Genomic DNA, 24,086 nt, shown 5'->3' with positions numbered 1-24,086 from the left:
GCTTTTTGTTTTGTGGTAATGCCTTCTGCCTCAACCAACACCGTGTCGCGATATTGATGAAATCAGGCTAAAAAGCACGCAACTGTGCCCCGCGTCAGGACCACCCATGACCATCGCCCCCGCCGATATCCTGCTCACACCGCGCCAGATGGCCGAGGCCGACCGCCTCGCCATCCAGTCCGGCATCAAGTCGCAGAAGCTCATGGAGGCCGCCGGCAAGGCCGTGGCCGAGGCCATTGTGGAACGCTATTACCAGCGCTCGGTGCTGGTCCTGTGCGGCCCCGGCAACAATGGCGGCGATGGGTTCGTGGTGGCCCGCCTGCTCAAGCAGAAGGGCTGGCCGGTCCAGCTCCGCCTCATCGGCGCCCGCGACGCCCTCAAGGGCGATGCCGCCGCCATGGCCGGCCAGTGGACCGGCCGCATCGAGGCGCCCACGGCAAAGGATATCGAAGGCGCCGACCTCATCGTCGATGCGCTGCTGGGGGCTGGGCTCGATCGCGATGTGGAAGGCGACTTCGCCGCCATCATCGCGGCCGTCAACGCCAGCACGCGCCCGGTGGTCAGCGTCGACATGCCCAGCGGCGTCGATGGCGCCACCGGCGCCGTGTCCGGCACGGCCATGATAGCGGACATGACCGTCACCTTCTTCCGCCTCAAGCCCGGCCATCTGCTGCAACCGGGCCGCGAGTGCTGTGGCGAAGTGGTGCTGGCCGACATCGGCATCCCCGAAACCACCCTCGACCCGATCGCCGCCACCGCCTGGCAGAATACACCCAGCCTCTGGTCTATCCCGCCGGCCGGCAATGCGGGCAACAAGTTCGACCGTGGCCATGTCGTCGTCATCTCGGGCGGCCCCTTGCAGACCGGCGCCGCGCGCCTTGCCGCCATGGCCGCCTTTCGCGTCGGGGCCGGCCTGGTTTCGCTTGCCGGCTCGGAAGCGGCACTCATGGTCCACGCCGCCCATGTCACCGCCGTCATGCTCAGGCCCGCCGAAAACACCGCGGCGCTGGCCGACCTGCTGGCCGACAAGCGCATCAACGCCGTCGTCATCGGCCCGGCCGCCGGCATCGGCGCGCAAACCCGCGACAGCGTACTCGCCGTTCTGGCGTCCGGCCCCGCCACCGTGCTCGACGCCGACGCTCTCACCAGCTTCGCCGGCAATGCCGATGCACTCTTCGCCGCCATCAAGGCCGGCAGCCGCCCTGTCGTCATGACTCCGCATGAGGGCGAGTTCCAGCGCCTCTTCGGCGACGTGCCCGGCGGCAAGCTGGAAAAGGCCCGCGCCGCTGCCACCCATTCCGGCGCCATTGTCGTCCTCAAGGGCAGCGACACCGTCATCGCCAGCCCCGACGGCCGCGCCGCCATCAACGCCAACGCCCCCGCCTGGCTCGGCACGGCCGGTTCGGGCGACGTCCTGGCCGGCATGGTCGCCGGCCTGATAGGGCAGGGCATGGACGGCTGGGAAGCGGCCTGCGCGGCGGTATGGCTGCATGCCGAAGCGGCGAACAGGTTCGGTGGACCGGGATTGATCAGCGAGGATTTGCCATTGCTGGTGCCGGGGGTATTGGCGAGCTTGTAGATCTCGCCACGCCCTCGTGGTTCGAGGGTCGCTTAGCTCCCGCCTCAGCATGAGGGCTACTGGAATCCTGCACCAAGAGTAGCCCTCATGCTGAGGTGCGAGTTCTTCACGAGCCTCGAACCACCCTCATCCTGAGCCTGTCGAAGGAGGGCCTGGCAGCAGCCTATCGCCAGCTCACCATCAGTTTCTGCAACCCATGGAAATGATACACATCATTGTACCGCGGCTTCTCGGCAATCCTTAGCGCCGGCAGCCGCCGGAACAGCTCGCTGAACGCCACCTGCAGCTCGATCCGTGCCAGTGGCGCCCCGATGCAGAAGTGAATCCCCGCGCCAAAGCTCACATTGGCCCCATCCGTGCGGAATGGGTCGAATGTATTGGCATTGGCGAAGCGTCGGGGGTCGCGATTGGCCGCCCCGAGCATCAGCCCGACCACGTCGCCCTTGCGCAGTTGCAGCCCCTCATACTCCAGGTCATCGAGCGCATAGCGGGTGAACAGGTGCAGCGGCGCATCGAACCGCAGGCATTCCTCCACCGTCGCTGCCGTCTGCGCCTCGCTCGAAAAAAGCGTAACCGGATCGATACCGCTTTCGAGGATCGACTTCACGCCGTTGCCCGTGGTGTGGACCGTCGCCTCATGCCCGGCATTGAGCAGCAGGATGGCCGTGGACATCACTTCTTCATCGCTCAGTACGTCGCCGTCGCGGTCCGAGGTCAGCATGTGGCTCAGCAAATCTTCGCGCGGCTGCTTGCGCCGCTCGGCGATGGAGGCTGCGAGGAAATCCATGAAATCCTGCGATGCCTTGTTGGCGTCGAGCTCGGTCTCGTGGCTCACCCCGAACATGTACATGGCCACCATGCGATTGGACCAGGCCAGCAATTGCGGCGCGCTTTCCGCCGGCAGCCCGATCATCTCGGCAATGATGATGGCCGGGATCGGCGCCGCGAAGGCCTTGATCAGGTCGATTGAGTCCTGCCCCTCGAACCCATCGATCATCTCGTTGGCCAGCCGGACGATGCGCGGCCGCAATTGCTCCACATGCCGGGACACGAAGGCCCGGTTGACCAGCGTGCGCAGCCGCGTATGCGCCGGCGGCTCCAGGTTGAGCAGCGAGTGTTTCTCGGTGAGGTCGAACGCCGCCGTATGCGGCTGGGGCGCGGGCATGCCCAGTTCCTCGCGCGTCGCCACATGCAGGATTTCGCGTCCGAAGCGCTTGTCGCGGAGCAGGGCGCTCACATCCCTGAAGCCGGCAAAGCACCAATGCCCATACTGTTCCCAGAAAAAGGCGGGCTCGCCCGCTTGCAGCCGGTCATAGAAGGCATAGGGGTTCTGGTAGAATACCGGATCGCGCGGCTCGGCACTGGCGCGAAGGTGATCGGGAACATCGGTAATCGGCTTGAGCTGGACAATGGCGGCCATGGGCGAAAAGGAAACCGGAGCGGAAACGGGACGCCCGACATTACGATGTCGCACCTCCAATGCAATCGACAGCTTGCCCTCGCCGCAAAAATCGCTAGTCAGTGCGCAACGCAATTGAGGACAAGCCATGAGCGACCAGACCAGCGACCTGACCCTGGCCCAGGCCATCGACAACATCTATGCCTCGATCAAGGCCGACAACGACGACCTCGATACCCATATCATGGCCCTCAAGGCCGCCATGGCCCGCGAAGGCGCCAAGGAAGCCATATTCGAGCCCTCCAAGCTGGCCCAGTCCAACCGCCAGGGCCGCAAGCTGATGCAGGCCTATTTCCGCAAGAAGGGCGTGACGGTTGGTTTTTCGGCTTAGGCGCCACGCCCTCGTGGTTCGAGGCTCGCGAAGGGCTCGCACCTCACCATGAGGGCTACTGGAACACTGAGCTATAAGTAGCCCTCATGGTGAGGTGCGCCTTCTTCGGCGCCTCGAACCACGAGGGCGTGGCAGCAAGCGGCCATTCACCCTTCCGTCACATCGGCGCCAAACCCTATTGAAGCTCGCCCCATTGCCGCCTATCTGTGCCTTTACCCGCTCTTAAGGCGGCATAGTCTGCAATCACCCGTCGCGTCGATTCGATTTCAGGCATGATCCCCGGACCCCCGATGTCCGAGTTCGGGACGGGATCGTGTTCCATCTAAGCTAATCTGCCAGCCCGGTCCGCGACCCGGCACGGCAAAAGGGGCATCACATGCGGGATCCGCACGATATCTACATGAACACGCTCGTTCCCATGGTGGTCGAGCAGTCGAACCGCGGCGAACGCGCCTTCGACATCTATTCGCGTCTCTTGCGCGAGCGCATCATCTTCGTGACCGGCGTGGTCGAGGACAACATGGCCTCGCTCATCGTGGCACAGCTGCTGTTCCTCGAATCGGAGAACCCGAAAAAGGAAATCGCGCTCTATATCAACTCCCCCGGCGGCGTCGTCACGGCTGGTCTCAGCATTTACGACACCATGCAGTTCATCCGCCCGGCCGTCGCCACCATGGTCATGGGCCAGGCCGCGTCCATGGGTTCGCTCCTGCTCACCGCCGGCGAAAAGGGCATGCGCACCTCGCTGCCGAACTCGCGCATCATGGTCCACCAGCCCTCCGGCGGCTATCAGGGCCAGGTCACCGACATCCTGATTCATGCCAAGGAAGTCGAGGGTTTGAAGCGGCGTCTTAATCAGATTTATGAGAAGCACACCGGCCGTACCTACGATGAAATCGAGCGGGCCCTCGAGCGCGACAATTTCCTCTCCCCTGAGGAAGCGCAGGCCTTCGGCATCATCGACAGCGTCATGGAAAAGCGCATCGTTCCGGATGCCGCAAGCTGATTGACCTGCGTTAAGCACAATGCCGATGCGCCGTGGACTGTGATCCATGCGCAATTGCACCGAGCCGGAACGGTCTTTAGGATCGTTTCGGCTTAGACTTTGTTTATGCCTTCGGCGTTACGGTTTCCGATAACGCTGAGTTTTGGGGGCGCTCTGCCCCCGGGAGTGACCAGGATGTCCAAAGAGACAACGAACGGCGAAACCTCGAAGAACACGCTTTACTGCTCGTTCTGCGGGAAATCCCAGCACGAGGTTCGCAAGCTGATCGCCGGTCCGACTGTGTTCATCTGTGATGAATGCGTCGAGCTGTGCATGGACATCATCCGCGAAGAGAACAAGACCAGTATGGTCAAGTCCTCCGATGGCGTGCCGACCCCTGCCGAGATTTGCAAGGTGCTCGACGACTACGTCATCGGCCAGTTCCGCGCCAAGCGCGTACTCTCCGTGGCCGTCCACAACCACTACAAGCGCCTGCACCACGCGTCCAAGAACCAGGATGTGGAACTCTCCAAGTCCAACATCCTGCTGATCGGCCCCACCGGTTCGGGCAAGACGCTGCTGGCCCAGACGCTGGCCCGCATCCTCGACGTGCCCTTCACCATGGCCGATGCCACCACGCTGACCGAAGCCGGCTATGTCGGCGAGGACGTGGAAAACATCATCCTCAAGCTGTTGCAGTCGGCCGACTACAATGTGGAAAAGGCCCAGCGCGGCATCGTCTATATCGACGAAGTCGACAAGATTTCCCGCAAGTCCGACAACCCGTCCATCACCCGCGACGTGTCGGGCGAAGGCGTGCAGCAGGCTCTGCTCAAGATCATGGAAGGCACCGTGGCTTCGGTTCCGCCCCAGGGCGGCCGCAAGCATCCGCAGCAGGAATTCCTGCAGGTGGACACGACCAATATCCTGTTCATCTGCGGCGGCGCCTTTGCCGGCCTCGAAAAGATCATCTCGGCCCGCGGCGAAGGCTCGGGCATCGGCTTCTCGGCCACCGTCAAGGATCCGAATGACCGCCGCGTCGGCCAGATTCTCGCTGACGTCGCGCCGGAAGACCTGGTGCGCTTCGGCCTGATCCCGGAATTCATCGGCCGTCTGCCCGTGCTGGCGACCCTCGAAGACCTCGACATCGCCGCCCTGATCGAAATCCTCACCGCCCCCAAGAACGCCCTGGTGCGCCAGTACCAGCGCCTGTTCCAGATGGAGGAAGTGGAACTCACCTTCCACGAGGACGCCCTCAAGGCGATCGCCGAAAAGGCCATCGAGCGCAAGACCGGCGCCCGCGGCCTCCGCTCGATCATGGAAGCCATCCTGCTCGACACCATGTACGACCTGCCCTCGCTGGAAGGCGTGGAAGAAGTGGTGATCAGCGAGGAAGTGGTGCGCGGCAAGGACGTGCGGCCGCTCTACATCTATTCCGAACGCAAGAAGGACGAAGAGCCGGCCACGGCGTGAGGTTCTTAGCTGAAAACAAAAACGCCGGGCCAAGTGCCCGGCGTTTTTGTTTTAGGCGGTTGATGTACCCAATGCAGGGTGTCATCCCGGCGAAGGCCGGGGACGAAGCGCGGTCTCAACACATCCACCGCGCGGCTCCCTCCCCCTTGCGGGGAGGGCAGCGCAGCTTGGCGCGCAGCGCCTAGCGTAGCTGGGTGGGGGGTGGATAGCCCCGATATCCAGGCTCTCCCACCCCCACCCTTGATCCCTCCGCAAGGGGGAGGGAGACGACTGACAGTCCACGCCTCCTAAGCCGCCACCTGTGGCACCGGCCCTACATAAACCGACATCGGCCGGATCAGCCGCCCCTCCAGCGCCTGCTCCCGCGCATGGGCGATCCACCCCGCCACCCGCCCCATGGCAAACACGCAGGTAAACGCCTCGCGCGGGAATCCCAGCGCTTCCAGCAGCAATGCCGTATAGAATTCCACATTGGTATCGAGCGGCCGGTCCGGCTTCCTGTGCTTGAGCAGGTCCAGCGCCGCCGCTTCCACGGCCTCGGCCAAAGCCAGCCGCGCCGGGTCGATGGCGCCCGAACCCGCCAGCATCCGCACCGCGCCCTTGAGCGCATCGGCGCGCGGATCGCGCACCCGATAGACGCGGTGACCGAACCCCATCAGCCGGTCGCCATTGGCCAGCGCGGCCTCGAGCCAGCGGCCCGCATTGCCAGGCGTGCCAACCCCATCCAGCATGTCGAGCACCGGCCCCGGCGCGCCCCCATGCAGCGGCCCCTTGAGGGCGCTGAGCGCTGCCAGCACCGACGAGGTCAGCCCCGCCTGCGTCGAGGCCACCACCCGCGCCGCGAAAGTCGAGGCATTGAGGCCATGGTCAGCCACCGTCACCAGATAGCGATCGAGCGCCCCGACCTGTTCGGCAGCCGGCGCGGCGCCATGAAGCATGCGCAGGGCATCGGCGGCCTGTGACAGGTCCGGATCGGGCGCTATGGGCGCCAATCCGGCCCGGAGGCGCACCAGCCCCGCGGTGAATACGGCCGGCGCCGCGACCAGTTGCAGCGCCGTCGGCATATCGTCGCCATCGGCCAGCCGCGCCATGAGCGCCCGCAGACCCTCCACCGGAGACAGATCCTTCAATCCCACCGCGCCGGCAAGATGGCGGAACACCGTGACCCTTGCCGCACCCAGCGCCGCGCGCAGGTCCGCCGGGCCCGGCAGGAAGCCATCGAACAGCAGCGCCGCCACATCCTCGTAGCGGCTGGSGGCGACCAGTTCGTCCAATGACACGCCGCGCACGATCAGCCGCCCATTGTTGCCGTCGACGTCAGACAGCACGGTTTCGGCGGCAATGACGTCTTCGAGACCACTCTTCATGATGCTCTCCTGTGGTTGTTGCCGCGCAGGGTAGGCGTGTTAATATTGACGTCAATCTTGACCAATTGGATCAATGTCATGGACTGGCTGTCCGCCACCGAAGCGCTGACCCTGCTGGGCACCCAAAAGCAGACGCTTTACGCCAATGTCAGCCGCGGCCGCATCAAGGCCCGGCCTGATCCCGCCGACAGCCGCCGCAGCCTCTATCGCGGCGACGATGTGCGCCGGCTGGCCCAGCGCGCCGCCGGTCGCCGCCGGCAGGAAGTCGTGGCCACCGAAGCCATGCACTGGGGCGAGCCGGTGCTGCGCACGGCCATTTCGACGGTCGAGGGCGGACGGCTGCTCTATCGCGGAGAGGATGCCTGCGACCTGTCCCACGCTGCATCGCTTGAGGATATCGCCACGCTGCTGTGGCAGGCGCCGGCACGGCCGGCCACCGCCGGACAAGGTGCGGGGCAGGGGCTGGCGGCGGCATTCGCCGCCCTGGCGGCACGAGCCGCGCAACCGGTGGTGATGGGCCAATCTGCCGCCCTGCTGGTGCACGAGGCCAATCTCGTGCTGGGCACCCTGGCCCAGGCGCTGACCGGAGACGGCAATGCCGACGCACCCCTGCATATGCGCCTGGCTTTCCATTGGGGCCGTGCGGAGGCCGCCGATGCCATCCGGCGCGCTCTGGTGCTCCTGGCCGATCACGAACTCAATGCGTCCACCTTCGCGGCCCGCGTGACCGTATCGACCGGGGCATCGCTCTGGGCCGGAACGCTGGCGGGCCTGGCGGCGCTGAGCGGCCCGCGCCATGGTCTGGCGTCGCGGGGCATCGCCGCCTTGGTCGACGATATAGGCGACCTGCCCGACGCAGCGGCTGAGCCGGCTTTGCGCGATTGGCTGGGCGAGGGCAGGGACGTGCCCGGCATGGGCCACCCGCTCTATCCCCACGGCGATCCCCGCTGCCAGGCGCTGCTCGCCAGCTTCGCGCCGATGCCGGCCTTCCAGACCTACCGCATGGCCGCCCAATCGCTGACCGGCGACCTGCCCAATATCGACTTCGCCCTGGCGGCCCTCACAGCGCGGTTCGACCTGCCCGCCGATGCGGGCCTCGTTTTGTTCGCCATGGGCCGCTCCGTGGGGTGGCTGGCGCATATGATGGAACAGATCGGCAGCGGCCAGTCCATTCGCCCCAGAGCGCGGTATGTAGGACCGGCAGCGCGATAGAAAGCGACATTCTCCCGGTGAAAATAGCAGGGTTGCGCAACTCCCTGAGCGACCTCCGCCACCTTCCGCACCGCCCCCACCAATTCGCCGTGGAATAGGCACTTTCTTCCCGCTTCCCCAAGGAGGGGTAAGCCACACCGCTGTTCCTGCCCGCGCCCGCATATCTCCTGTGCGTTCACGTCTTAACCGTCACAAAAGCACAAAGCTTGACTTGCGGTCCCCATGGGCAACCCTATTTATTAACCGGAATCAGCCCAGCCTCGAATGCTTGGAGCTGTCTATAACGGGCGCGCACCTCTCTCCTTCCTCCCGCGCGCCCCGGAAAGGATACGAGATGACGGACGTCACCCCCGCCACTGGCGAATTCAGCCGGGACCGGGTTTACCCAGTTCTTCCCCTGCGTGATATCGTCGTTTTCCCCGGCATGATCGTGCCGCTGTTCGTCGGCCGCGAGAAATCCGTCAAGGCGCTTGAAGAAGTCATGCGCGACGACAAGCACATCCTGGTCGTGACCCAGAAAAACGCGCAGGACGACGATCCGGCTCCGGACCAGATCTATGCCACCGGCACTATCGCCACCGTGCTGCAGCTGCTCAAGCTCCCCGACGGCACGGTCAAGGTGCTGGTGGAAGGCCTGAACCGCGCCACCATTGATCGCTACCTGCAGACAGAGGACTATTTCGAGGCCGAAGCCTCGGTGCTCCCCGAGCCGGTGGAAGATGCCACCGAGATCGAGGCCCTTAGCCGTTCGGCCACCACCGAATTCGAGAGCTATGTGAAGCTCAACAAGAAGATTTCGGCCGAGGTCGTCGCTGCCGTCGGCCAGATCGAGAACCACAGTAAGCTCGCCGATACCATTGCCAGCCACCTCGTCATCAAGATCAACGAGAAGGAAGACCTGCTCTCCACCGTTTCGGTCGCCGAGCGCTTCCAGAAGATTCTCGGCCTGATGGAAGGCGAGATCGGCGTGTTGCAGGTGGAAAAGCGCATCCGCTCCCGCGTCAAGCGGCAGATGGAGAAGACGCAGCGCGAATACTACCTCAACGAGCAGATGAAGGCGATCCAGAAGGAACTGGGCGACGGCGAGGAAGGCTCCAACGAGATCCAGGAGATCGAGGAGCGCATCGCCAAGACCCGCCTTTCCAAGGAAGCCCGCACCAAGGCCGAGGCGGAACTGAAAAAGCTCAAGTCCATGAGCCCTATGTCGGCCGAAGCCACCGTGGTCCGCAACTATCTCGATACCCTGCTCGGCCTGCCCTGGGGCAAGAAGAGCAAGGTCAAGCGCGATCTGATCCTGGCTGAAAAAGTGCTGGACGAGGACCATTACGGCCTCGAAAAGGTCAAGGAACGCATCCTCGAATATCTGGCCGTGCAGGGCCGCACCGGCACCCTCAAGGGGCCGATCCTCTGCCTCGTCGGCCCTCCGGGCGTCGGCAAGACCTCTTTGGGCAAGTCGATCGCCAAGGCGACCGGCCGCGAATTCGTGCGCATGGCCCTTGGCGGCGTGCGGGACGAAGCCGAAATCCGCGGCCATCGCCGCACCTATATCGGCTCCATGCCCGGCAAGGTCATCCAGTCGCTCAAGAAAGTGGGCAAATCCAACCCGCTCTTCCTGCTCGACGAGATCGACAAGATGGGCCAGGACTTCCGCGGCGATCCCAGCTCGGCACTGCTGGAAGTGCTCGATCCCGAGCAGAACCACACCTTTGCCGATCACTATCTCGAGGTCGATTATGACCTGAGCGACGTGATGTTCGTCACCACCTCGAACACGCTCAACATCCCCGGCCCGCTGATGGACCGCATGGAGATCATTCGCCTCAGCGGTTACACCGAGCAGGAGAAGCACGCGATCGCCAAGCAGCACCTCATCCCGGAGACGCTCAAGGAAAACGGCCTCGCCCACGGCGAATTCGTGCTCTCCGACGAGATGCTGACTGCCCTGATCCAGCGCTATACCCGTGAAGCGGGCGTGCGTAACCTCAAGCGCGAAATCGGCAAGCTGATGCGCAAGGCCGTGACCGAGATCGTCAAGACCAAGGTCAAGACGGTGGTTATCGATGAAGAGAAGCTGACCAAGTTCCTCGGCGCCGATATCTACAAGCATGGCGAGATCGAAGCCGAGGCCCAGGTCGGCCTGGTAACGGGCCTCGCCTGGACGTCCGTCGGCGGCGAGCTGCTGACCATTGAAGGCGTGATGACGCCGGGCAAGGGTCGGATGACCGTGACCGGCAACATCAAGGAAGTGATGAAGGAATCGCTGACCGCGGCGACGGCCTATGTCCGCTCACGCTCCATCGATTTCGGCATCAAGCCGCCGATGTTCGACACGCGCGACATCCACGTCCACCTGCCCGAAGGCGCCACCCCCAAGGATGGTCCGTCGGCCGGTATCGGCCTGGCCACTGCCATCGTCTCTGTGATGACCGGCATTGCGGTTCGCAATGACGTCGCCATGACCGGCGAGATCACGCTGCGGGGCAGGGTGCTGCCCATCGGCGGCCTCAAGGAAAAGCTGCTGGCGGCCCTGCGCGGCGGCATCAAGACCGTGCTGATCCCCGAGGAAAATGTCCGCGACCTCGCCGAGATCCCCGACATCGTCAAGGAAGGCATGGAAATCGTCCCGGTCTCCCGCATGGACCAGGTCATCGAGCGCGCTCTGGTGCGCAAGCCCGAGCCCATCGAATGGAACTTCGAGGAAGCCGCCCCGGCCGTCTCGACCACGGTGGATACGGGCGAAGACGCCACGACCGGCCTGCCGCACTGAGCGGGATGGAATGAATGAGAAAACGGCGGTCCCCAGGGGCCGCCGTTTTGTTTTCCCGGCTGGGAATGGAGCCAGCCCTCGCCCCTTGTGGAGAGGGTGGTTCTTCCGCGTTCAGCGGAAAAACCGGGCGAGGGGTGCTGCGCCCGCCCATGCCTCAATGCTCGTGGACAGCGCGGTAGCCCCCTCATCCGCCCTTCGGGCACCTTCTCCCACGAGGGGAGAAGGGGACGGAGCAGGCACTACCGCCCTCGATCAACCCTTCGCGGCCAGCCGTGCGCGCGTTCCCTCGACCATGTCCCCAAGCCCGCTTTCAAATGCCTTTTCGGTATTGATCGTGCCGGCATTCACCAGCGACTCGAACGCTTCGGCCAGAATCGGAAATGCTGCAAGTTCCGCGCCGAGATCGTCGTTCTCATCGGTGTCCTCATCGTTCCGCTCGCGTTCGCCCTGTTCTTCGAGCACATAGCCGACGACGTAACGCGCCAGTGAAATCGAGATGTTCAGCGCTTCTTCGGCCGAAAAGCCCGCATCGACGTAAAGCTTCAGCACTCTCTCGGTATCGGCGAATTCGCTCGTCGATGGCCGCGTGCCGGCCGTGAGTCGCGCGCCGTCGCGCACCGACAGCAAGGTCTTCCGCATGCTGCGGGCATTGGCGAATGTAAAATCGATCCAGTCCTCGCCCGGCGCGGGCAGGCGGTGCGTATGGAAGCGCGCCAGCATCTCGGTATTGACCGCGTCCAGCAGCGCCGACTTGTTGCGGAAGTGCCAGTAGAGCGCCGGCTGCTGGACGCCCAGCCGTTCCGCCAGCTTGCGCGTGGTCAGCTTGTCGATGCCCACCTCGTTGAGCAGCAGCAATGCCTCTCCCACGATCCGGTCGCGATCGATTGCCATGCAAAAATCCTCTTGACTTATCACTGATAAGCGAGCTTATCGCCGATAAATAACTTATCACCGATAAATTAGTAACCCGGAAGCGCTGCCATGAACAAGGCCCTGATCGTTATCCTTGCCACTGTTGCCCTCGATGCCATCGGCGGCGGGCTGATCTTTCCCATCCTGCCCGAGCTGCTGAAGCAAATGACCGCGGCTGATGACATCTCGCTGATCTATGGCCTGCTCATCGGCATCTATGCCCTGATGCAATTCGTGCTGTCGCCGGTGCTGGGGTCGCTGAGCGACCGGTTCGGGCGGCGGCCGGTCCTGCTGCTGTCGCTTGCCGGGGCGATGGTGGATTACCTGATCATGGCCTTCTCGCCCTTCTTCTGGGTCCTGGCCATCGGCCGCGTGATTGCCGGCATTACCAGCGCCAGCATGGCTGTTGCCTCGGCCTATATGACCGACATCACCCCCGAAGAGCACCGCGCCCAGCGCTTCGGCCTGCTGGGCGCGGTGATGGGCGTCGGCTTCATCATCGGGCCGGTGCTGGGCGGGTTGCTGGGCATCTGGTGGCTGCGGGCGCCGTTTCTGGCGGCAGCCATCCTCAATGGGCTCAACCTGCTTATGGCCCTGTTCGTGCTGCCCGAAAGCCACGCCACCAAGCCGGACAGGTTTGCTCTCAAGTCGCTCAACCCGGTGGCGCCGCTGGTCTGGCTGTGGAATTTCCGGCCTCTGCTGCCGCTGATCGTGGTGGCTGTGGTGTTCGGCGTGATCGCCAGCGTACCGGGCACCATCTGGGTGCTGTATGGCGCCGACCGGTTCGGCTGGGATTCGATGACCATCGGCCTTTCCCTTTCGGTCTTCGGCGTCAGCTTGGCCATATCGCAGGCGGTGCTGACCGGCCCCATCGTCAAACGCTTCGGCGACCGGGGCACGCTGATGATCGGCGTTGCCTTCGACGGGGTGGCCTATGTGCTGATGGGCTTTGCCGATCAGGGCTGGATGGGCTTTGCGCTGACGCCGCTATTCGCCCTGGGTGGCATCGCCATGCCCGCGCTGCAATCCCTGCTGACCAGCCGGGTCAGCCAGGACCAGCAGGGCCAGTTGCAGGGCGTCATGGCAAGCCTGATGAGCCTGGCCGGGGTCGTGGGACCACTGGCCGGCGCCGGCTTCTATTTCTACACCAGGGACGTCTGGATGGGCTCCGTCTGGATCGCCGGTGCCGTGCTCTATCTGGCCGCCGCCCCGCTCTTCGCCACCATCAGGCAGCCCAAACCCGTGGCAGCCTGATGCCATTGACGCAGGGCCGGGGACCTGCTTCTCCCTTCCCCGCCAACCATGGTCATCCTCGGGTCGGGCCCGAGGGTGACGATCCAGCGTGTGACGGCGTTTCCCGCTTGCCTATTCCGGCAGCCCCGGCGGCAGGTCTCCCAGCCGCAGCAGCACTTGCGGCTCATCGTATATGTCCGTCTCGACATCGACTGCCTGCGAGAATGCAAACACGCCGGCACGCGTCGTCGCCATGCGCTCGGCCAGTTCCACCGCCGCCTCCGCTGTCTTGGCCGTTCTCGGCTGGTCCGGGGTCAGCTTGCGTCCCCGCAATTGAAAGCCCTGCACGATATAGGCGACCACCATGGGTTCCTCGCGGTTCAGGCACACGGCCTATCACGTTCCCTCCGAATGACCGCACCCCAAATGCTGCTGTCGAAAACTGTCAGCACCAATCGTCATAAGGGTGCCAGGCTTGTAACGCGTCCGTGAACGCCCTACGTCCATCTGCCGGCCGGCGGAGCAACAGGAGCATCCCTTGAACAAGGCCCTCGTCGTCATTCTCGCCGCCGTCACGCTCGATTCCATCGGCATCGGCCTGATCTTTCCCATCCTGCCGGCTTTGTTGCGCGATGTCGGGCATATGTCCGAGGTTGCCACGCTGCTCGGCATCATGCTGGCGCTCTATTCGGCCTGTCAGTTCCTGTTCTCGCCCATTCTGGGCGTACTCAGCGATCGCTTCGGCCGCCGTCCGGTCCTGCTGGTCTCGCTGGCCGGCGCGGCCATCGACTATCTCGTCATGGCCTTCGCGCCAGAACTCTGGATGCTGGTGCTTGGCCGGGCCATTTCCGGCGTCACCAGCGCCAACATGGCGGTGGCCACGGCCTACATCACCGACATTTCGACCGAGGAGGAACGCGCCAGGCGCTTCGGCCTCTTCCACGCCATGTTCGGCATCGGCTTCATCATCGGGCCGGTACTCGGCGGTGTGCTGGGCGACTACTGGGTGCGCGCCCCCTTCATCGCGGCGGCCGTACTCAATGGCATCAACTTCGCCCTGGCCCTCTTCGTGCTGCCCGAATCGCGCAAGGGCATGCCGGGGGCGAAATTCGACTGGGATACGCTCAACCCGTTCAAGCCGCTCAAATGGGCCTTCGAATTCAAGGCCCTGATTCCGCTGATGGCCATTTTCGTCATCATGAATTTCGTCGGCACCATCTACGGCACGATGTGGGCGCTGTTCGGCGAGGACGCCTTCCACTTCGATGGCTTCATGATCGGCCTGTCCCTCGGCGCTTACGGCATCTTCCATGCCGGCGCCCAGGCATTCCTCACCGGTCCCGCCGTGGCGCGGCTGGGCGAACGCTGGGCGCTGGTGGTCGGCATGGCCTGCGAACTCACCGCGCTCAGCATCATGGGGATCGCGACCCAGGGCTGGATCGTCTTCGCCCTGGCGCCGCTTTTCGCGCTCGGGGGCATCGGCATGCCGGCCCTGCAATCGCTCACCACGACTCAGGTGGGCCCCGACAAGCAGGGGCAGTTGCAGGGCGTGCTGGCCAGCCTGGTCAGCCTCGCGGCGGTCTTCGGCCCGCTGTTTTTCAGCTTCACCTATTTCGCCATCCGCGGCACCTGGCCGGGGCTGATCTGGATCATCGGGGCTGGAATTTACCTGTTGGCACTACCCCTTATGCTGGGAATCCGGCGCCGGCCCATGCCGGCACCCGCGGTCGGCGAATAGGCTCGGAACACGCAGGAAAGCCCGGAAAACCGGCGAAAACCAACAATCCGGACTTGCGAGCCCGAAGTTTCCGGTCCATTAACAGCGTTGCACCGTCCGGCCTCGTGAAAAGCCCGGAAATCCTTGCCTTTCGTACAGAATCGACCAAGGGTTGCCGCGTTTTAGGTTCGCCAGCGAGGGCGGGCAATTCACTGTGAGGAAACGCTATGAACAAGAACGATCTGGTTGGCGTCGTCGCCGACAAAGCGACGATCACCAAGGCACAGGCCGCTGAAGCTGTGGACGCAGTGTTCGAGGCAATCACGGGCTCGCTGAAGTCCGGTGAAGAAGTCCGCCTCGTTGGTTTCGGCACCTTTGCCGTTTCGCAGCGCAAGGCTTCGACCGGTCGCAACCCGGCCACCGGCGCCGAGATCAAGATCCCGGCCTCGAACCAGGCCAAGTTCAAGCCCGGCAAGGGCCTGAAGGACGCGATCAACTAAGATCGTCAAGGGGCCGGCAGGACCGGCCCCGGATCGGCATACCGATCGGCCCCGAGCGCTTCGCGCCGGGGCCATTTCATTTTTGCCGGTTGACGCTGGCGGGCAGGGGCCCTAATCAGGGCCACCTTCGCGGACCCCTCCGGTCCTGCGGGCGATTAGCTCAGTTGGTAGAGCGCTTCGTTTACACCGAAGATGTCGGCGGTTCGAGCCCGTCATCGCCCACCACCCCCTCTCGTCAACGCTAACAGTCTGCTAACGAATTCGCTCGCCGCGCGAATCTCACCTTACGCTTCAGGCAATGGCCGCTAGCGCCTGTGTCACAGGCACTTTTCCACATCCGTCGTCGACATTCATGAAAATGTCGCTTCGATCCCAACTTGCTCGCTTGACTTGGGGCAAGGTGCTGGGTAAACGGACGCCACGTTGCGTGAACGACCAGTTCGCCGCGCTGCGGGAGTAGCTCAGTTGGTTAGAGCGCCGGCCTGTCACGCCGGAGGTCGCGGGTTCGAGCCCCGTCTCTCGCGCCACCCTTTCTCTTTGAAATTGCCAGAGACGTACAAGGGTGGTGCCTGACGGCCTCGCCTGGGTCCGGACATCAAGCAATCTGACGAAAAATGCCCCCGTTTCCGGGCGCCATAGAGCCAAGCACGCTCCACCAATCTACCACCATCATGGATCTCTCCACCCCGCTTGACAGGCGGATCGCTTGCTAATACGCATAACTGCTAATACGCATTAGCGGATCGGGAGAAATCCATGGCGGCCGCCAAACGCCTGACACAACGCGATATCGCCCGGCTGGCCGGAGTGAGCCAGGCTACCGTATCGCTGGTGCTGAATAGCGCTGATGGCAATGACGGCCGCATCCCCGCCGAAACCCGCAACCGGGTGAACAAGGTCATCCGCGACACCGGCTACGTCGCCGATCCGGTGGCCCGCCGCATGGTCAAGGGCCTCAACCGCATTCTCGGCGTCTTCACCTACGAACCCGCCTTTCCCTCGGCGCAGGCCGACTTCTTCACCCCCTTCCTGCTCGGCATTGAAGAGGCGGCGCAGGAACTGGGCTATGACCTGCTGCTGCTCACCGGCGCCGGCACCAGGCGCAAGATTTTCGGCGACAATGTCCGCCTGCGCCTTGCCGATGGCTGCATCATCCTGGGCCGCCAGTTCGATCCGGCGGAGCTGGAACGGCTGGTGACCGGCGACTTCCCCTTCGTCGCCGTCGGCCGCCGCGACGATGCCGGCGGTCCCGTGCCCTATGTGGGCGGCGACTATGCCCCCGCGACCTCGGCCCTGGTCCACCGCGCCCGCGACCTCGGCCACCACCGCATCGCCTATGTCGGCCTCAACCAGGGCGCCGAATCCTCCGAAGACCGTTGGCAGGGCTTCCAGGACGCCATTGGCGGGGCTGACCTCGTCACCAATATCAACGCCGTTGGCCGTCCGGCTGCCGAAGTGCTCGACATCCTGCTTGCGGCCGACGCCACCTGCGTCTTCTTCACCGAACTGGCCGACGCCATCGCCGTCGAGGCGCTGGCGCGCACCCGCGGGCTGTCCATTCCCGGCGATCTCTCCATCGTGGTGATCGGCAATCATATCCGGGCCGAGCAGGCCACCGGCACCCGGTTCACCTCCTTTGCCATTCCGCGCGAGGCCATGGCCCGCGCCGCCACGCAGATGCTGGTGCGTCGCGTTGAAGACGATGCACCCGTCGAGCAATTGCTACTGCCCTGCGAACCCGTCGAGGGCGAAACCCTCGGCCCTGTTTCCACCCAGACCATCCGGATCAAATGACCAAAGAATTGCGCGCCGATATCCTCATCACTGGCGGCGGACTAGGCGGCGTTGCCGCCGCGCTCGGCGCCCTGCGCTCGGGCCGTACCGTCATCATGAGCGAGGAATATGACTGGCTGGGCGGCCAACTCACCAGCCAGGCCGTGCCGCCCGACGAGCACAGCTGGGTCGAGCAGTTCGGCGTTACCCGCACCTATCGCCAGTTGCGCAACGGCATCCGCCAATACTATCGCGACCACTATCCGCTGACGGCGGAAAGCCGTGCCTGGGGCGATCTCAATCCCGGCGCCGGCTGGGTCAGCCGCCTCTGCGCCGAGCCGCGCGTCGGCGTCGCCGTCATCGAGGCCATGCTGGCGCCCTGGCGCGGCGGCGGCCAGCTCAGGGTCCTGCAGCCCTACCGGCCCGTGGCCGCCGATATCGATGGCGACACCGTCCGCTCGATCACCCTGCAGCATCGCGACAGCGGCGAGCGTATCGAGGTTTCCGCCCACTATATGGTGGACGCCACCGAACTCGGCGACCTGCTGCCGCTGACCTCAACCGAATATGCCAAGGGCTTCGAAGCCCAGTCCGACACCGGAGAGCCCAGCGCCCCCGCCATTGCCCAGCCCGACAATGTGCAGGCTGTCTCGGTGTGTTTTGCCATCGACCATGTCGATGGCGACCAGACGATCGACAAGCCGGACAATTATGACTTCTGGCGCCAGTACCAGCCCGAATTCTGGGGCGGTCCGCTGCTCGGCTTCAAGGCGCCGCATCCGCGCACGCTCGAGATTGTCGAGCGCAGCTTCACCCCCAATCCGGACGACGATCCACTGCAGGTCGATGCCGATCAGCGCCGCAATCCAGGCGACGGGAACCTCTGGACCTTCCGCCGCATCGCCGCCCGCCGCAACTTCGTGCCTGGCGCCTATGGCTCGGACATCTGCCTCGTGAACTGGCCGATGATCGACTATATGGAACACACCATCATCGATGTGTCCGAGGACGAGAAGGCGCGCCATCTCAAGGCGGCGACAGATTTGTCATATTCGGTCTTCTACTGGCTGCAGACCGAGGCCCCGCGCGTCGATGGCGGCGTCGGCTTTCCCGGCCTGCGCCTGCGCGGCGACATCACCGGCACCGATCATGGCCTTGCCATGGCGCCCTATATCCGCGAAAGCCGCCGCATCCTGCCCGTCACCCGCATCGTCGAGCAAGATGTGTCGATGGCCGTCCACGGCAACGCCCTGTCCAAGCAATATCGCGACAGCATCGGCGTCGGCATGTACCGCATCGATCTCCACCCTTCGACGGGCGGCGACAACTATGTCGATGTGGAATCGGCGCCCTTTGAAATCCCGCTCGGCGCCTTGCTGCCGCGCCGGGTGAAGAACCTGCTGCCGGCCGGCAAGAATATCGGCACCACCCACATCACCAACGGCTGCTACCGGCTGCATCCGGTCGAGTGGAATGTCGGCGAAGTCGCCGGCCTGCTCGCCGCGCACTGTCTCAACCACGGGCTCACACCGCATCAGGTGCAGGAAAACCAGGCCCGGCTCACCGACTTCCAGGCACGTCTCCATGGCGAGGGGATCGAAATCCACTGGCCCGACGTGCGCGGATATTGAACGACCCAACAGGAGGAACAAACAAATGAAGATCACCCAACTCAAAGCCTCGGCGGCCATCGCCGGAATCCTGCTGCCCCTGGCCTGGTCCGGTACCGTTTGGGCCCAGGACGCGGTCAACCTGCGCATGACCATCTGGAGCGCCAACGAGGCGCATCTGGCCATGTTCAACGAGATCGCCGAAGGCTTCAAGGCGACCCACCCCAATGTGACGGTCAGCTTCGAGCCGCTGCCGTTCGACAGCTATACCACGACGCTCACCACCCAGATCGCCGGTGGCAATCCGCCGGACCTGGCCTGGATTCTCGAAACCACCGCCGCCGATTTCGTCAATTCCGGCGCGCTTGCCCCGCTGACCGACGCCTTCAAAGCCACCGAGGGCTATGACATTGCCGATGTCAGCGAGCAGGCCACCGCGCTCTGGACAAAGGACGGTCAGCTCTACGCCTATCCCTTCTCGACCTCGCCCTTCGCCATCTTCGTCAACAATGACGTCATCAAGGCCGCCGGCGCCAAGACCCCGGCCGAACTGATCGCCGAGGGCGCCTGGACCTGGGACAATGCCTTTGCCACGGCGGCCACCGTCGGCCAGTCCGGCAAGACCGGCCTCGTCCTGCGCGATTTCAAGTATCAGGTCTGGCAGAACATGGCCTCGATCTGGAACGGCTGGGGCGCCTCCCCGTGGTCGCCCGATGGCAAGACCTGCACCTTCACGGACCCGGCAATGATCGATGCCATGACCGCCATCCACAAGGCGATCTTCGTCGACAAGGCCATGCCCGGACCGGGCGAGGATATCGACTTCTTTGCCGGCGAAACCGGCATGACCATCACCCAGATCAGCCGCGCCTCGCTGCTGCCCAAGGAAAACCCGTTCGATTGGGATCTGGTGCCTCTGCCCGCTGGTCCGGTCGGCAACTACGCCGTTGTCGGTCAGGCCGGCGTTGGCGCCTTTGCTGCCAGCCCCAATGCCGCTACGGCCGTCGAATTCCTGGCCTATATGACCAACCCGGAAAACAGCCAGAAGCTGGCCCAGTTCTTCCCGCCGGCCCGCGCCAGCCTGCTCAACGCCGAAACGCTGGCCTCGACCAATCCTCTGCTCTCCGCCGAGCAGATCGACAATGTGGTGATTGATGGCATCTCCACCGGCACCGTGCTGCCGGGTCATACCAACTTCGCCCAGATCCAACAGACCGTCCGTTCGTCCCTCGACAGCCTCTGGGTTGCCGATGCGGATATCCCGGCCGTACTGCAATCGGTCTGCGACAGCGTCGGCCCGTTGCTGGCGCGGTAGGTCGGGATCGCGATTCCACCCCAAGCTCGATGTCACCCCGGCGAAGGCCGGGGTCCATCCTGAGATCGACCAACGCTCACCAAGTGTGGAATCATCTCAGGATGGATTCGGCCTTCGCCGGAATGACATTGTGGGCGTCACTCAACCCAGGACGAACCCATGACTATCGCGGCAGGCACCCCACGAAGAAAGCGTCCGTTCTGGACCATAGAGCGCCGCGATGCCGCTGCGGGCTATCTGTTCATCGCGCCGCAGCTCATCGGCATCGTCACCTTTGTCTTGTTCCCACTGGGCCTGGTTTTCTACTATTCGCTGCACGAATGGAACGTGCTGGCCAATACGTTCAACTTTGTCGGCGCCGCCAATTATCAGATGCTGCTTGCCGACAAGGCGCTGCCACAGGTCCTTTTGTCCTCGGCCATCTTCTCGGCGGGCCTGGTGATCCTCAACATGAGCCTGGCCCTGCTGCTGGCCGTGCTGCTCGACCAGAAACTCAAGGGCATCACCGTCTTTCGCACGCTGTTCTTCTCGCCAGTCGTCGTGTCCCTCGTCGCCTGGACCATCGTCTGGAGCTTCCTGCTGCAGAACAATGGCGGCATCAACGGCCTGCTGCAATTGATCGGCGTCGAAGGCCCCAACTGGCTGCGCACCCCGGCCACCGCGATGATTTCGGTCGTCGTCGTGCAGGTGTTCAAGAATGTCGGGCTCAACATGATCCTGTTTCTCGCCGCGCTGCAAGGCGTGCCCAAGGAGCTCTACGAGGCCGCGCGGGTCGATGGGGCAGGGCGCTTCAAGCAGTTCCGCCGTATCACCCTGCCGCTGATCTCGCCTACCATCCTGCTGACCTCGATCATCACCATTGTCGGCTCGCTCCAGGTGTTTGCGCAGATCGCTGTGCTGACCCAGGGCGGCCCCGGCATGACGACGACCGTGCTGGTCTACTACCTCTACCAGCAGGCCTTCCAGTTCCACTTCTTCGGCTACGGCTCGACGCTGTCGATCCTGCTCTTCGTCATCGTCGCGCTGCTCACCTTCGTCCAGTGGCAGATGCGCAAGCGGATCGTCTTCTATGAAAACTGATCTCTCTCCCCGCATGAAAGTCGCGCTCTATGGGCTGATGTGCGTGCTGCTCATCCCCTTTGTCTTCCCGACGTGGTGGATGCTCACTTCGTCGGTGAAGCCGATCAGCGACATCTTCGCCTTTCCGCCCGACCTGTGGCCGCGCCGCTTCGATTTCACCACCTATGCCAGGGTGTTCGAGCTGCAGCCCTTTGCCCGGCAATATTGGAACTCGGCCTATATCGCCGCCCTCGTCACCATCGGCACCATGATCGTGTCGTCAATGGCCGGCTATGCTTTCGCGCGGATCAAATTCCCCTTCAGCAATGCCATCTTCATGATCGTGCTGCTGGGCCTGCTGATCCCGTCGGAAGTGACCATCGTGCCGCTGTTCCAGATGTTCCTCAAATGGGGGATGATCAACACCCACTGGCCGCTGATCCTCGTTCCCATCTTTGGCGCCCCTTCGGTCTTTGCGACCTTCGTCATGCGCCAGTTCTTCATCGCCCTGCCGGGCGAGCTGGAAGAGGCGGCGCGGGTCGATGGCCTGGGGCGCTTCAAGATTTTCTGGCTCATTGCCCTGCCGCTGGCCAAGCCGGCGCTGGGCGCCGTGGCTATCTTCACCTTCCTCCATTCCTGGAATCTCTATCTCGAACCCATCGTATTCCTCTCCTCGACGCAGATGTTCACCCTGCCGCAGGCGCTCACCCAGTTCACCGACGCCTATGGCGGGGCCATGTGGAACATCCAGCTTGCCGCCGCGACCATGACGGCCATTCCGGTCCTGCTGGTCTTCATCGTGGCGCAGAAGCAGTTCGTCGAAGGGCTGGCCCATACCGGGCTGAAAGGCTGACTTCATGGCTCCCGTTACCCTCAAATCCATCACCAAGAGCTACGGCACGACGCCGGTACTGCATGGCATCGACATCGACATAGCCGATGGCGAGTTCGTGGTGCTTGTCGGCCCGTCCGGCTGCGGCAAATCCACTTTGCTGCGCATGATTGCCGGCCTCGAAACCATCACCGGCGGCGACATTTCCATCGGCAGTCGGGTCGTCAACGACCTTGAGCCCAAGGATCGCGACATTGCCATGGTGTTTCAGAACTATGCGCTCTATCCGCATATGACGGTCGCCGCCAATATGGGCTTCTCGCTGGAGCATCGTGGTGCCAGCAAGGCCGAGATATCGGAGCGGGTGAACTGGGCGGCCGACATTCTGGGCCTCAGGCCGCTGCTCGACCGCTATCCGCGCCAGCTTTCCGGCGGCCAGCGCCAGCGCGTCGCCATGGGGCGGGCCATCGTGCGCAATCCGCAGGTCTTCCTGTTCGACGAACCGTTGTCCAACCTCGATGCCAAGCTGCGCGTCGTCATGCGCGGCGAGATCAAGGGATTGCACCAGCGCCTCGGCGTCACCACCGTCTATGTCACCCATGACCAGGTCGAAGCCATGACCATGGCCGACAAGATCGTGGTGATGAATGGGGGCCGGGTCGAGCAGGTCGGCGCGCCGCTCGATCTCTATGATCGCCCGGCCAACCTGTTCGTGGCCGGGTTCATCGGTTCCCCGGCCATGAACACGCTCGGTGGCCGGATCACGCCCGACGGCTTTGTCGCAGCGGGCGCCACGCTGCCGCTGCCGCCGGGCCTCACTCCCGCGGCAAATGCCGTGTATGGCATCCGCCCCGAACACCTGTCGCTGGCCGACACCGGCATCCCTGCCATCGTGAAACTGGTCGAACCCATGGGCTCGGAAACGCAGGTCACCATGACCGTCGGCGAACACACTGTCATCGGCGTCTTCCGCGAACGGCTCAAGGCCAAACCCGGCGAGACCGTTCACCTCCGGCCCGACCTGGAGGCCCTGCATCTGTTCGATGCCGCCACCGGCGGCCGCCTCAACTGACAGGATGCTTCATTTCGCCGTGATGCGGATGATCCACTGTAACCGGAGGCGCATATAGGACGAACTGACCAGCACGTTGCTCCAACCAAGGTTTTGCAAAATGCCCAGTTCCTTGTCGACCGGCCGCCGTGCCGTTCTGGCCGCGCTGCTCGTGCTGCCTGCGCTGACGTTCATTCCGTGGAATCAGCCGACTGCCGCGCAGGAAGCGCCCGTCGAGATTCCGGCGCCGGCCACGGACCTCGCCGATACCGGCACATCGGCCACGGCTGTTTTCGCCGGTGGCTGCTTCTGGGGCGTGCAGGGGGTGTTCCAGCACGTGACCGGCGTTACCCGCGCCGTCTCGGGCTATTCCGGCGGCGCGGCGGAGACCGCAACCTACGAGCAGACCGGCAGCGGCAGCACAGGCCACGCCGAAACCGTGGAAGTCACCTATGACCCCTCGGTCGTGAGCTATGGCAAGCTGCTGCAGATCTATTTCTCGGTCGCCCACAACCCGACCCAGCTCAACTACCAGGGCCCCGACCACGGCACGCAGTATCGTTCGACCATCTTCCCGGTGAATGACCAGCAGGCCGATATCGCCAGGGCCTATATCGCCCAGCTCGATGAAACCGGGCTTTTCGAGGGGCCCATCGTCACCACGATCGAACCGTTCAAGGCCTTCTATCCGGCCGAGCAATACCATCAGGACTTCCTGACGCTGAACCCGACCTGGCCCTATATCGCCTTTCACGACCTGCCCAAGATCGCCGCACTCAAGGCGCTGTTCCCGGATGCCTATCGCGACGATCCGGTGCTGGTAGGCACGCTCTAGCATCCGCCGAATATCGTTGCCGATCGAGACTGTGACCGATCGGCAACGCATCGGCGCTGCCCTATTTTGGCCGTCT

20 protein-coding genes and 2 tRNA genes are annotated in these 24,086 nt (G+C 63.9%); 18 read left to right on the top strand and 4 right to left on the bottom strand.

All coding sequences use genetic code 11. The features are described 5' to 3' along the window. The first annotated feature begins 106 nt into the window (after positions 1–106). On the top strand, positions 107–1,579 hold the full coding sequence (locus ASD04_RS02055; RefSeq protein ID WP_056251776.1) for a bifunctional ADP-dependent NAD(P)H-hydrate dehydratase/NAD(P)H-hydrate epimerase: 1,473 nt from the start codon (positions 107–109) through the stop codon (positions 1,577–1,579). Between the two features lie 163 nt (positions 1,580–1,742). Here ASD04_RS02055 and ASD04_RS02050 read toward each other — a convergent pair whose 3' ends face one another. Continuing rightward, entirely contained in the window at positions 1,743–2,999 is a 1,257-nt protein-coding gene (locus tag ASD04_RS02050; RefSeq protein WP_056251773.1) for a cytochrome P450, read from the bottom strand. Between the two features lie 127 nt (positions 3,000–3,126). On the opposite strand from ASD04_RS02050, the gene ASD04_RS02045 reads away from it, so the two are divergent. The 3 genes from ASD04_RS02045 to clpX all read left to right on the top strand — a co-directional run bounded on the left by ASD04_RS02045 (position 3,127) and on the right by clpX (position 5,827). Then, positions 3,127–3,369, top strand: coding sequence for a hypothetical protein (locus ASD04_RS02045; protein ID WP_056251771.1), 243 nt, complete (start codon positions 3,127–3,129; stop codon positions 3,367–3,369). A 376-nt stretch (positions 3,370–3,745) separates the two neighbouring features. Next, on the top strand, positions 3,746–4,375 hold the full coding sequence (locus ASD04_RS02040; RefSeq protein WP_056234110.1) for an ATP-dependent Clp protease proteolytic subunit: 630 nt from the start codon (positions 3,746–3,748) through the stop codon (positions 4,373–4,375). 174 nt (positions 4,376–4,549) lie between these two features. Further along, complete coding sequence (gene clpX, locus ASD04_RS02035) at positions 4,550–5,827, top strand: ATP-dependent Clp protease ATP-binding subunit ClpX (protein WP_056251769.1); 1,278 nt, start codon at positions 4,550–4,552, stop codon at positions 5,825–5,827. Positions 5,828–6,114: 287 nt separating this feature from the next. On the opposite strand, the gene ASD04_RS02030 is transcribed toward clpX, so the two are convergent. After that, complete coding sequence (locus tag ASD04_RS02030; protein ID WP_056251767.1) at positions 6,115–7,194, bottom strand: citrate synthase/methylcitrate synthase; 1,080 nt, start codon at positions 7,192–7,194, stop codon at positions 6,115–6,117. Positions 7,195–7,272: 78 nt separating this feature from the next. On the opposite strand from ASD04_RS02030, the gene ASD04_RS02025 reads away from it, so the two are divergent. Further along, complete coding sequence (locus ASD04_RS02025; RefSeq protein ID WP_056251764.1) at positions 7,273–8,406, top strand: citrate synthase; 1,134 nt, start codon at positions 7,273–7,275, stop codon at positions 8,404–8,406. A 334-nt stretch (positions 8,407–8,740) separates the two neighbouring features. After that, a complete protein-coding gene (gene lon / locus ASD04_RS02020) occupies positions 8,741–11,173 on the top strand; it encodes an endopeptidase La (protein ID WP_056251761.1) in 2,433 nt (810 codons plus the stop codon). Positions 11,174–11,425: 252 nt separating this feature from the next. On the opposite strand, the gene ASD04_RS02015 is transcribed toward lon, so the two are convergent. After that, positions 11,426–12,064, bottom strand: coding sequence for a TetR/AcrR family transcriptional regulator C-terminal domain-containing protein (locus ASD04_RS02015; protein WP_056251758.1), 639 nt, complete (start codon positions 12,062–12,064; stop codon positions 11,426–11,428). Positions 12,065–12,154: 90 nt separating this feature from the next. Here ASD04_RS02015 and tet point away from each other — a divergent pair, with 90 nt between their 5' ends. Further along, positions 12,155–13,339, top strand: coding sequence for a Tet(A)/Tet(B)/Tet(C) family tetracycline efflux MFS transporter (tet, locus tag ASD04_RS02010; RefSeq protein ID WP_056251756.1), 1,185 nt, complete (start codon positions 12,155–12,157; stop codon positions 13,337–13,339). 111 nt (positions 13,340–13,450) lie between these two features. Here the strand turns inward: tet and ASD04_RS02005 are convergent, their stop codons facing one another. Then, complete coding sequence (locus ASD04_RS02005; RefSeq protein ID WP_056251751.1) at positions 13,451–13,684, bottom strand: hypothetical protein; 234 nt, start codon at positions 13,682–13,684, stop codon at positions 13,451–13,453. Positions 13,685–13,856: 172 nt separating this feature from the next. Here ASD04_RS02005 and ASD04_RS02000 point away from each other — a divergent pair, with 172 nt between their 5' ends. The 11 genes from ASD04_RS02000 to msrA all read left to right on the top strand — a co-directional run bounded on the left by ASD04_RS02000 (position 13,857) and on the right by msrA (position 24,010). Beyond that, complete coding sequence (locus ASD04_RS02000) at positions 13,857–15,056, top strand: TCR/Tet family MFS transporter (protein ID WP_056251746.1); 1,200 nt, start codon at positions 13,857–13,859, stop codon at positions 15,054–15,056. A gap of 206 nt (positions 15,057–15,262) precedes the next feature. Then, positions 15,263–15,535 (top strand): HU family DNA-binding protein, encoded by a 273-nt coding sequence (locus ASD04_RS01995; RefSeq protein ID WP_056234092.1) that lies wholly within the window; start codon positions 15,263–15,265, stop codon positions 15,533–15,535. Between the two features lie 149 nt (positions 15,536–15,684). Then, positions 15,685–15,760, top strand: a tRNA-Val gene (locus ASD04_RS01990). A 225-nt stretch (positions 15,761–15,985) separates the two neighbouring features. Next, positions 15,986–16,062: transfer RNA gene (locus ASD04_RS01985), tRNA-Asp, on the top strand. Positions 16,063–16,291: 229 nt separating this feature from the next. Continuing rightward, a complete protein-coding gene (locus ASD04_RS01980) occupies positions 16,292–17,329 on the top strand; it encodes a LacI family DNA-binding transcriptional regulator (protein ID WP_056251744.1) in 1,038 nt (345 codons plus the stop codon). Continuing rightward, complete coding sequence (locus tag ASD04_RS01975) at positions 17,326–18,939, top strand: FAD-dependent oxidoreductase (protein WP_200940212.1); 1,614 nt, start codon at positions 17,326–17,328, stop codon at positions 18,937–18,939. The genes ASD04_RS01980 and ASD04_RS01975 overlap by 4 nt, the downstream gene beginning before the upstream one ends. A gap of 25 nt (positions 18,940–18,964) precedes the next feature. Next, positions 18,965–20,233, top strand: a complete 1,269-nt coding sequence (locus tag ASD04_RS01970; protein WP_056251741.1) for a sugar ABC transporter substrate-binding protein — start codon at positions 18,965–18,967, stop codon at positions 20,231–20,233. Positions 20,234–20,392: 159 nt separating this feature from the next. Then, entirely contained in the window at positions 20,393–21,313 is a 921-nt protein-coding gene (locus tag ASD04_RS01965; protein ID WP_056251738.1) for a sugar ABC transporter permease, read from the top strand. Then, positions 21,303–22,145, top strand: coding sequence for a carbohydrate ABC transporter permease (locus tag ASD04_RS01960; RefSeq protein WP_056251736.1), 843 nt, complete (start codon positions 21,303–21,305; stop codon positions 22,143–22,145). Before ASD04_RS01965 ends, ASD04_RS01960 begins: the two co-directional genes overlap by 11 nt. Positions 22,146–22,149: 4 nt before the next feature. Then, on the top strand, positions 22,150–23,196 hold the full coding sequence (ugpC, locus tag ASD04_RS01955; RefSeq protein ID WP_056251733.1) for a sn-glycerol-3-phosphate ABC transporter ATP-binding protein UgpC: 1,047 nt from the start codon (positions 22,150–22,152) through the stop codon (positions 23,194–23,196). Positions 23,197–23,296: 100 nt separating this feature from the next. Further along, a complete protein-coding gene (gene msrA / locus ASD04_RS01950) occupies positions 23,297–24,010 on the top strand; it encodes a peptide-methionine (S)-S-oxide reductase MsrA (RefSeq protein WP_056251730.1) in 714 nt (237 codons plus the stop codon). The last annotated feature ends 76 nt before the right edge of the window (positions 24,011–24,086 follow it).

Source organism: Devosia sp. Root436, from assembly GCF_001426345.1.
Classification (GTDB): domain Bacteria; phylum Pseudomonadota; class Alphaproteobacteria; order Rhizobiales; family Devosiaceae; genus Devosia.
This window is presented reverse-complemented; position numbering and strand designations above follow the sequence as displayed.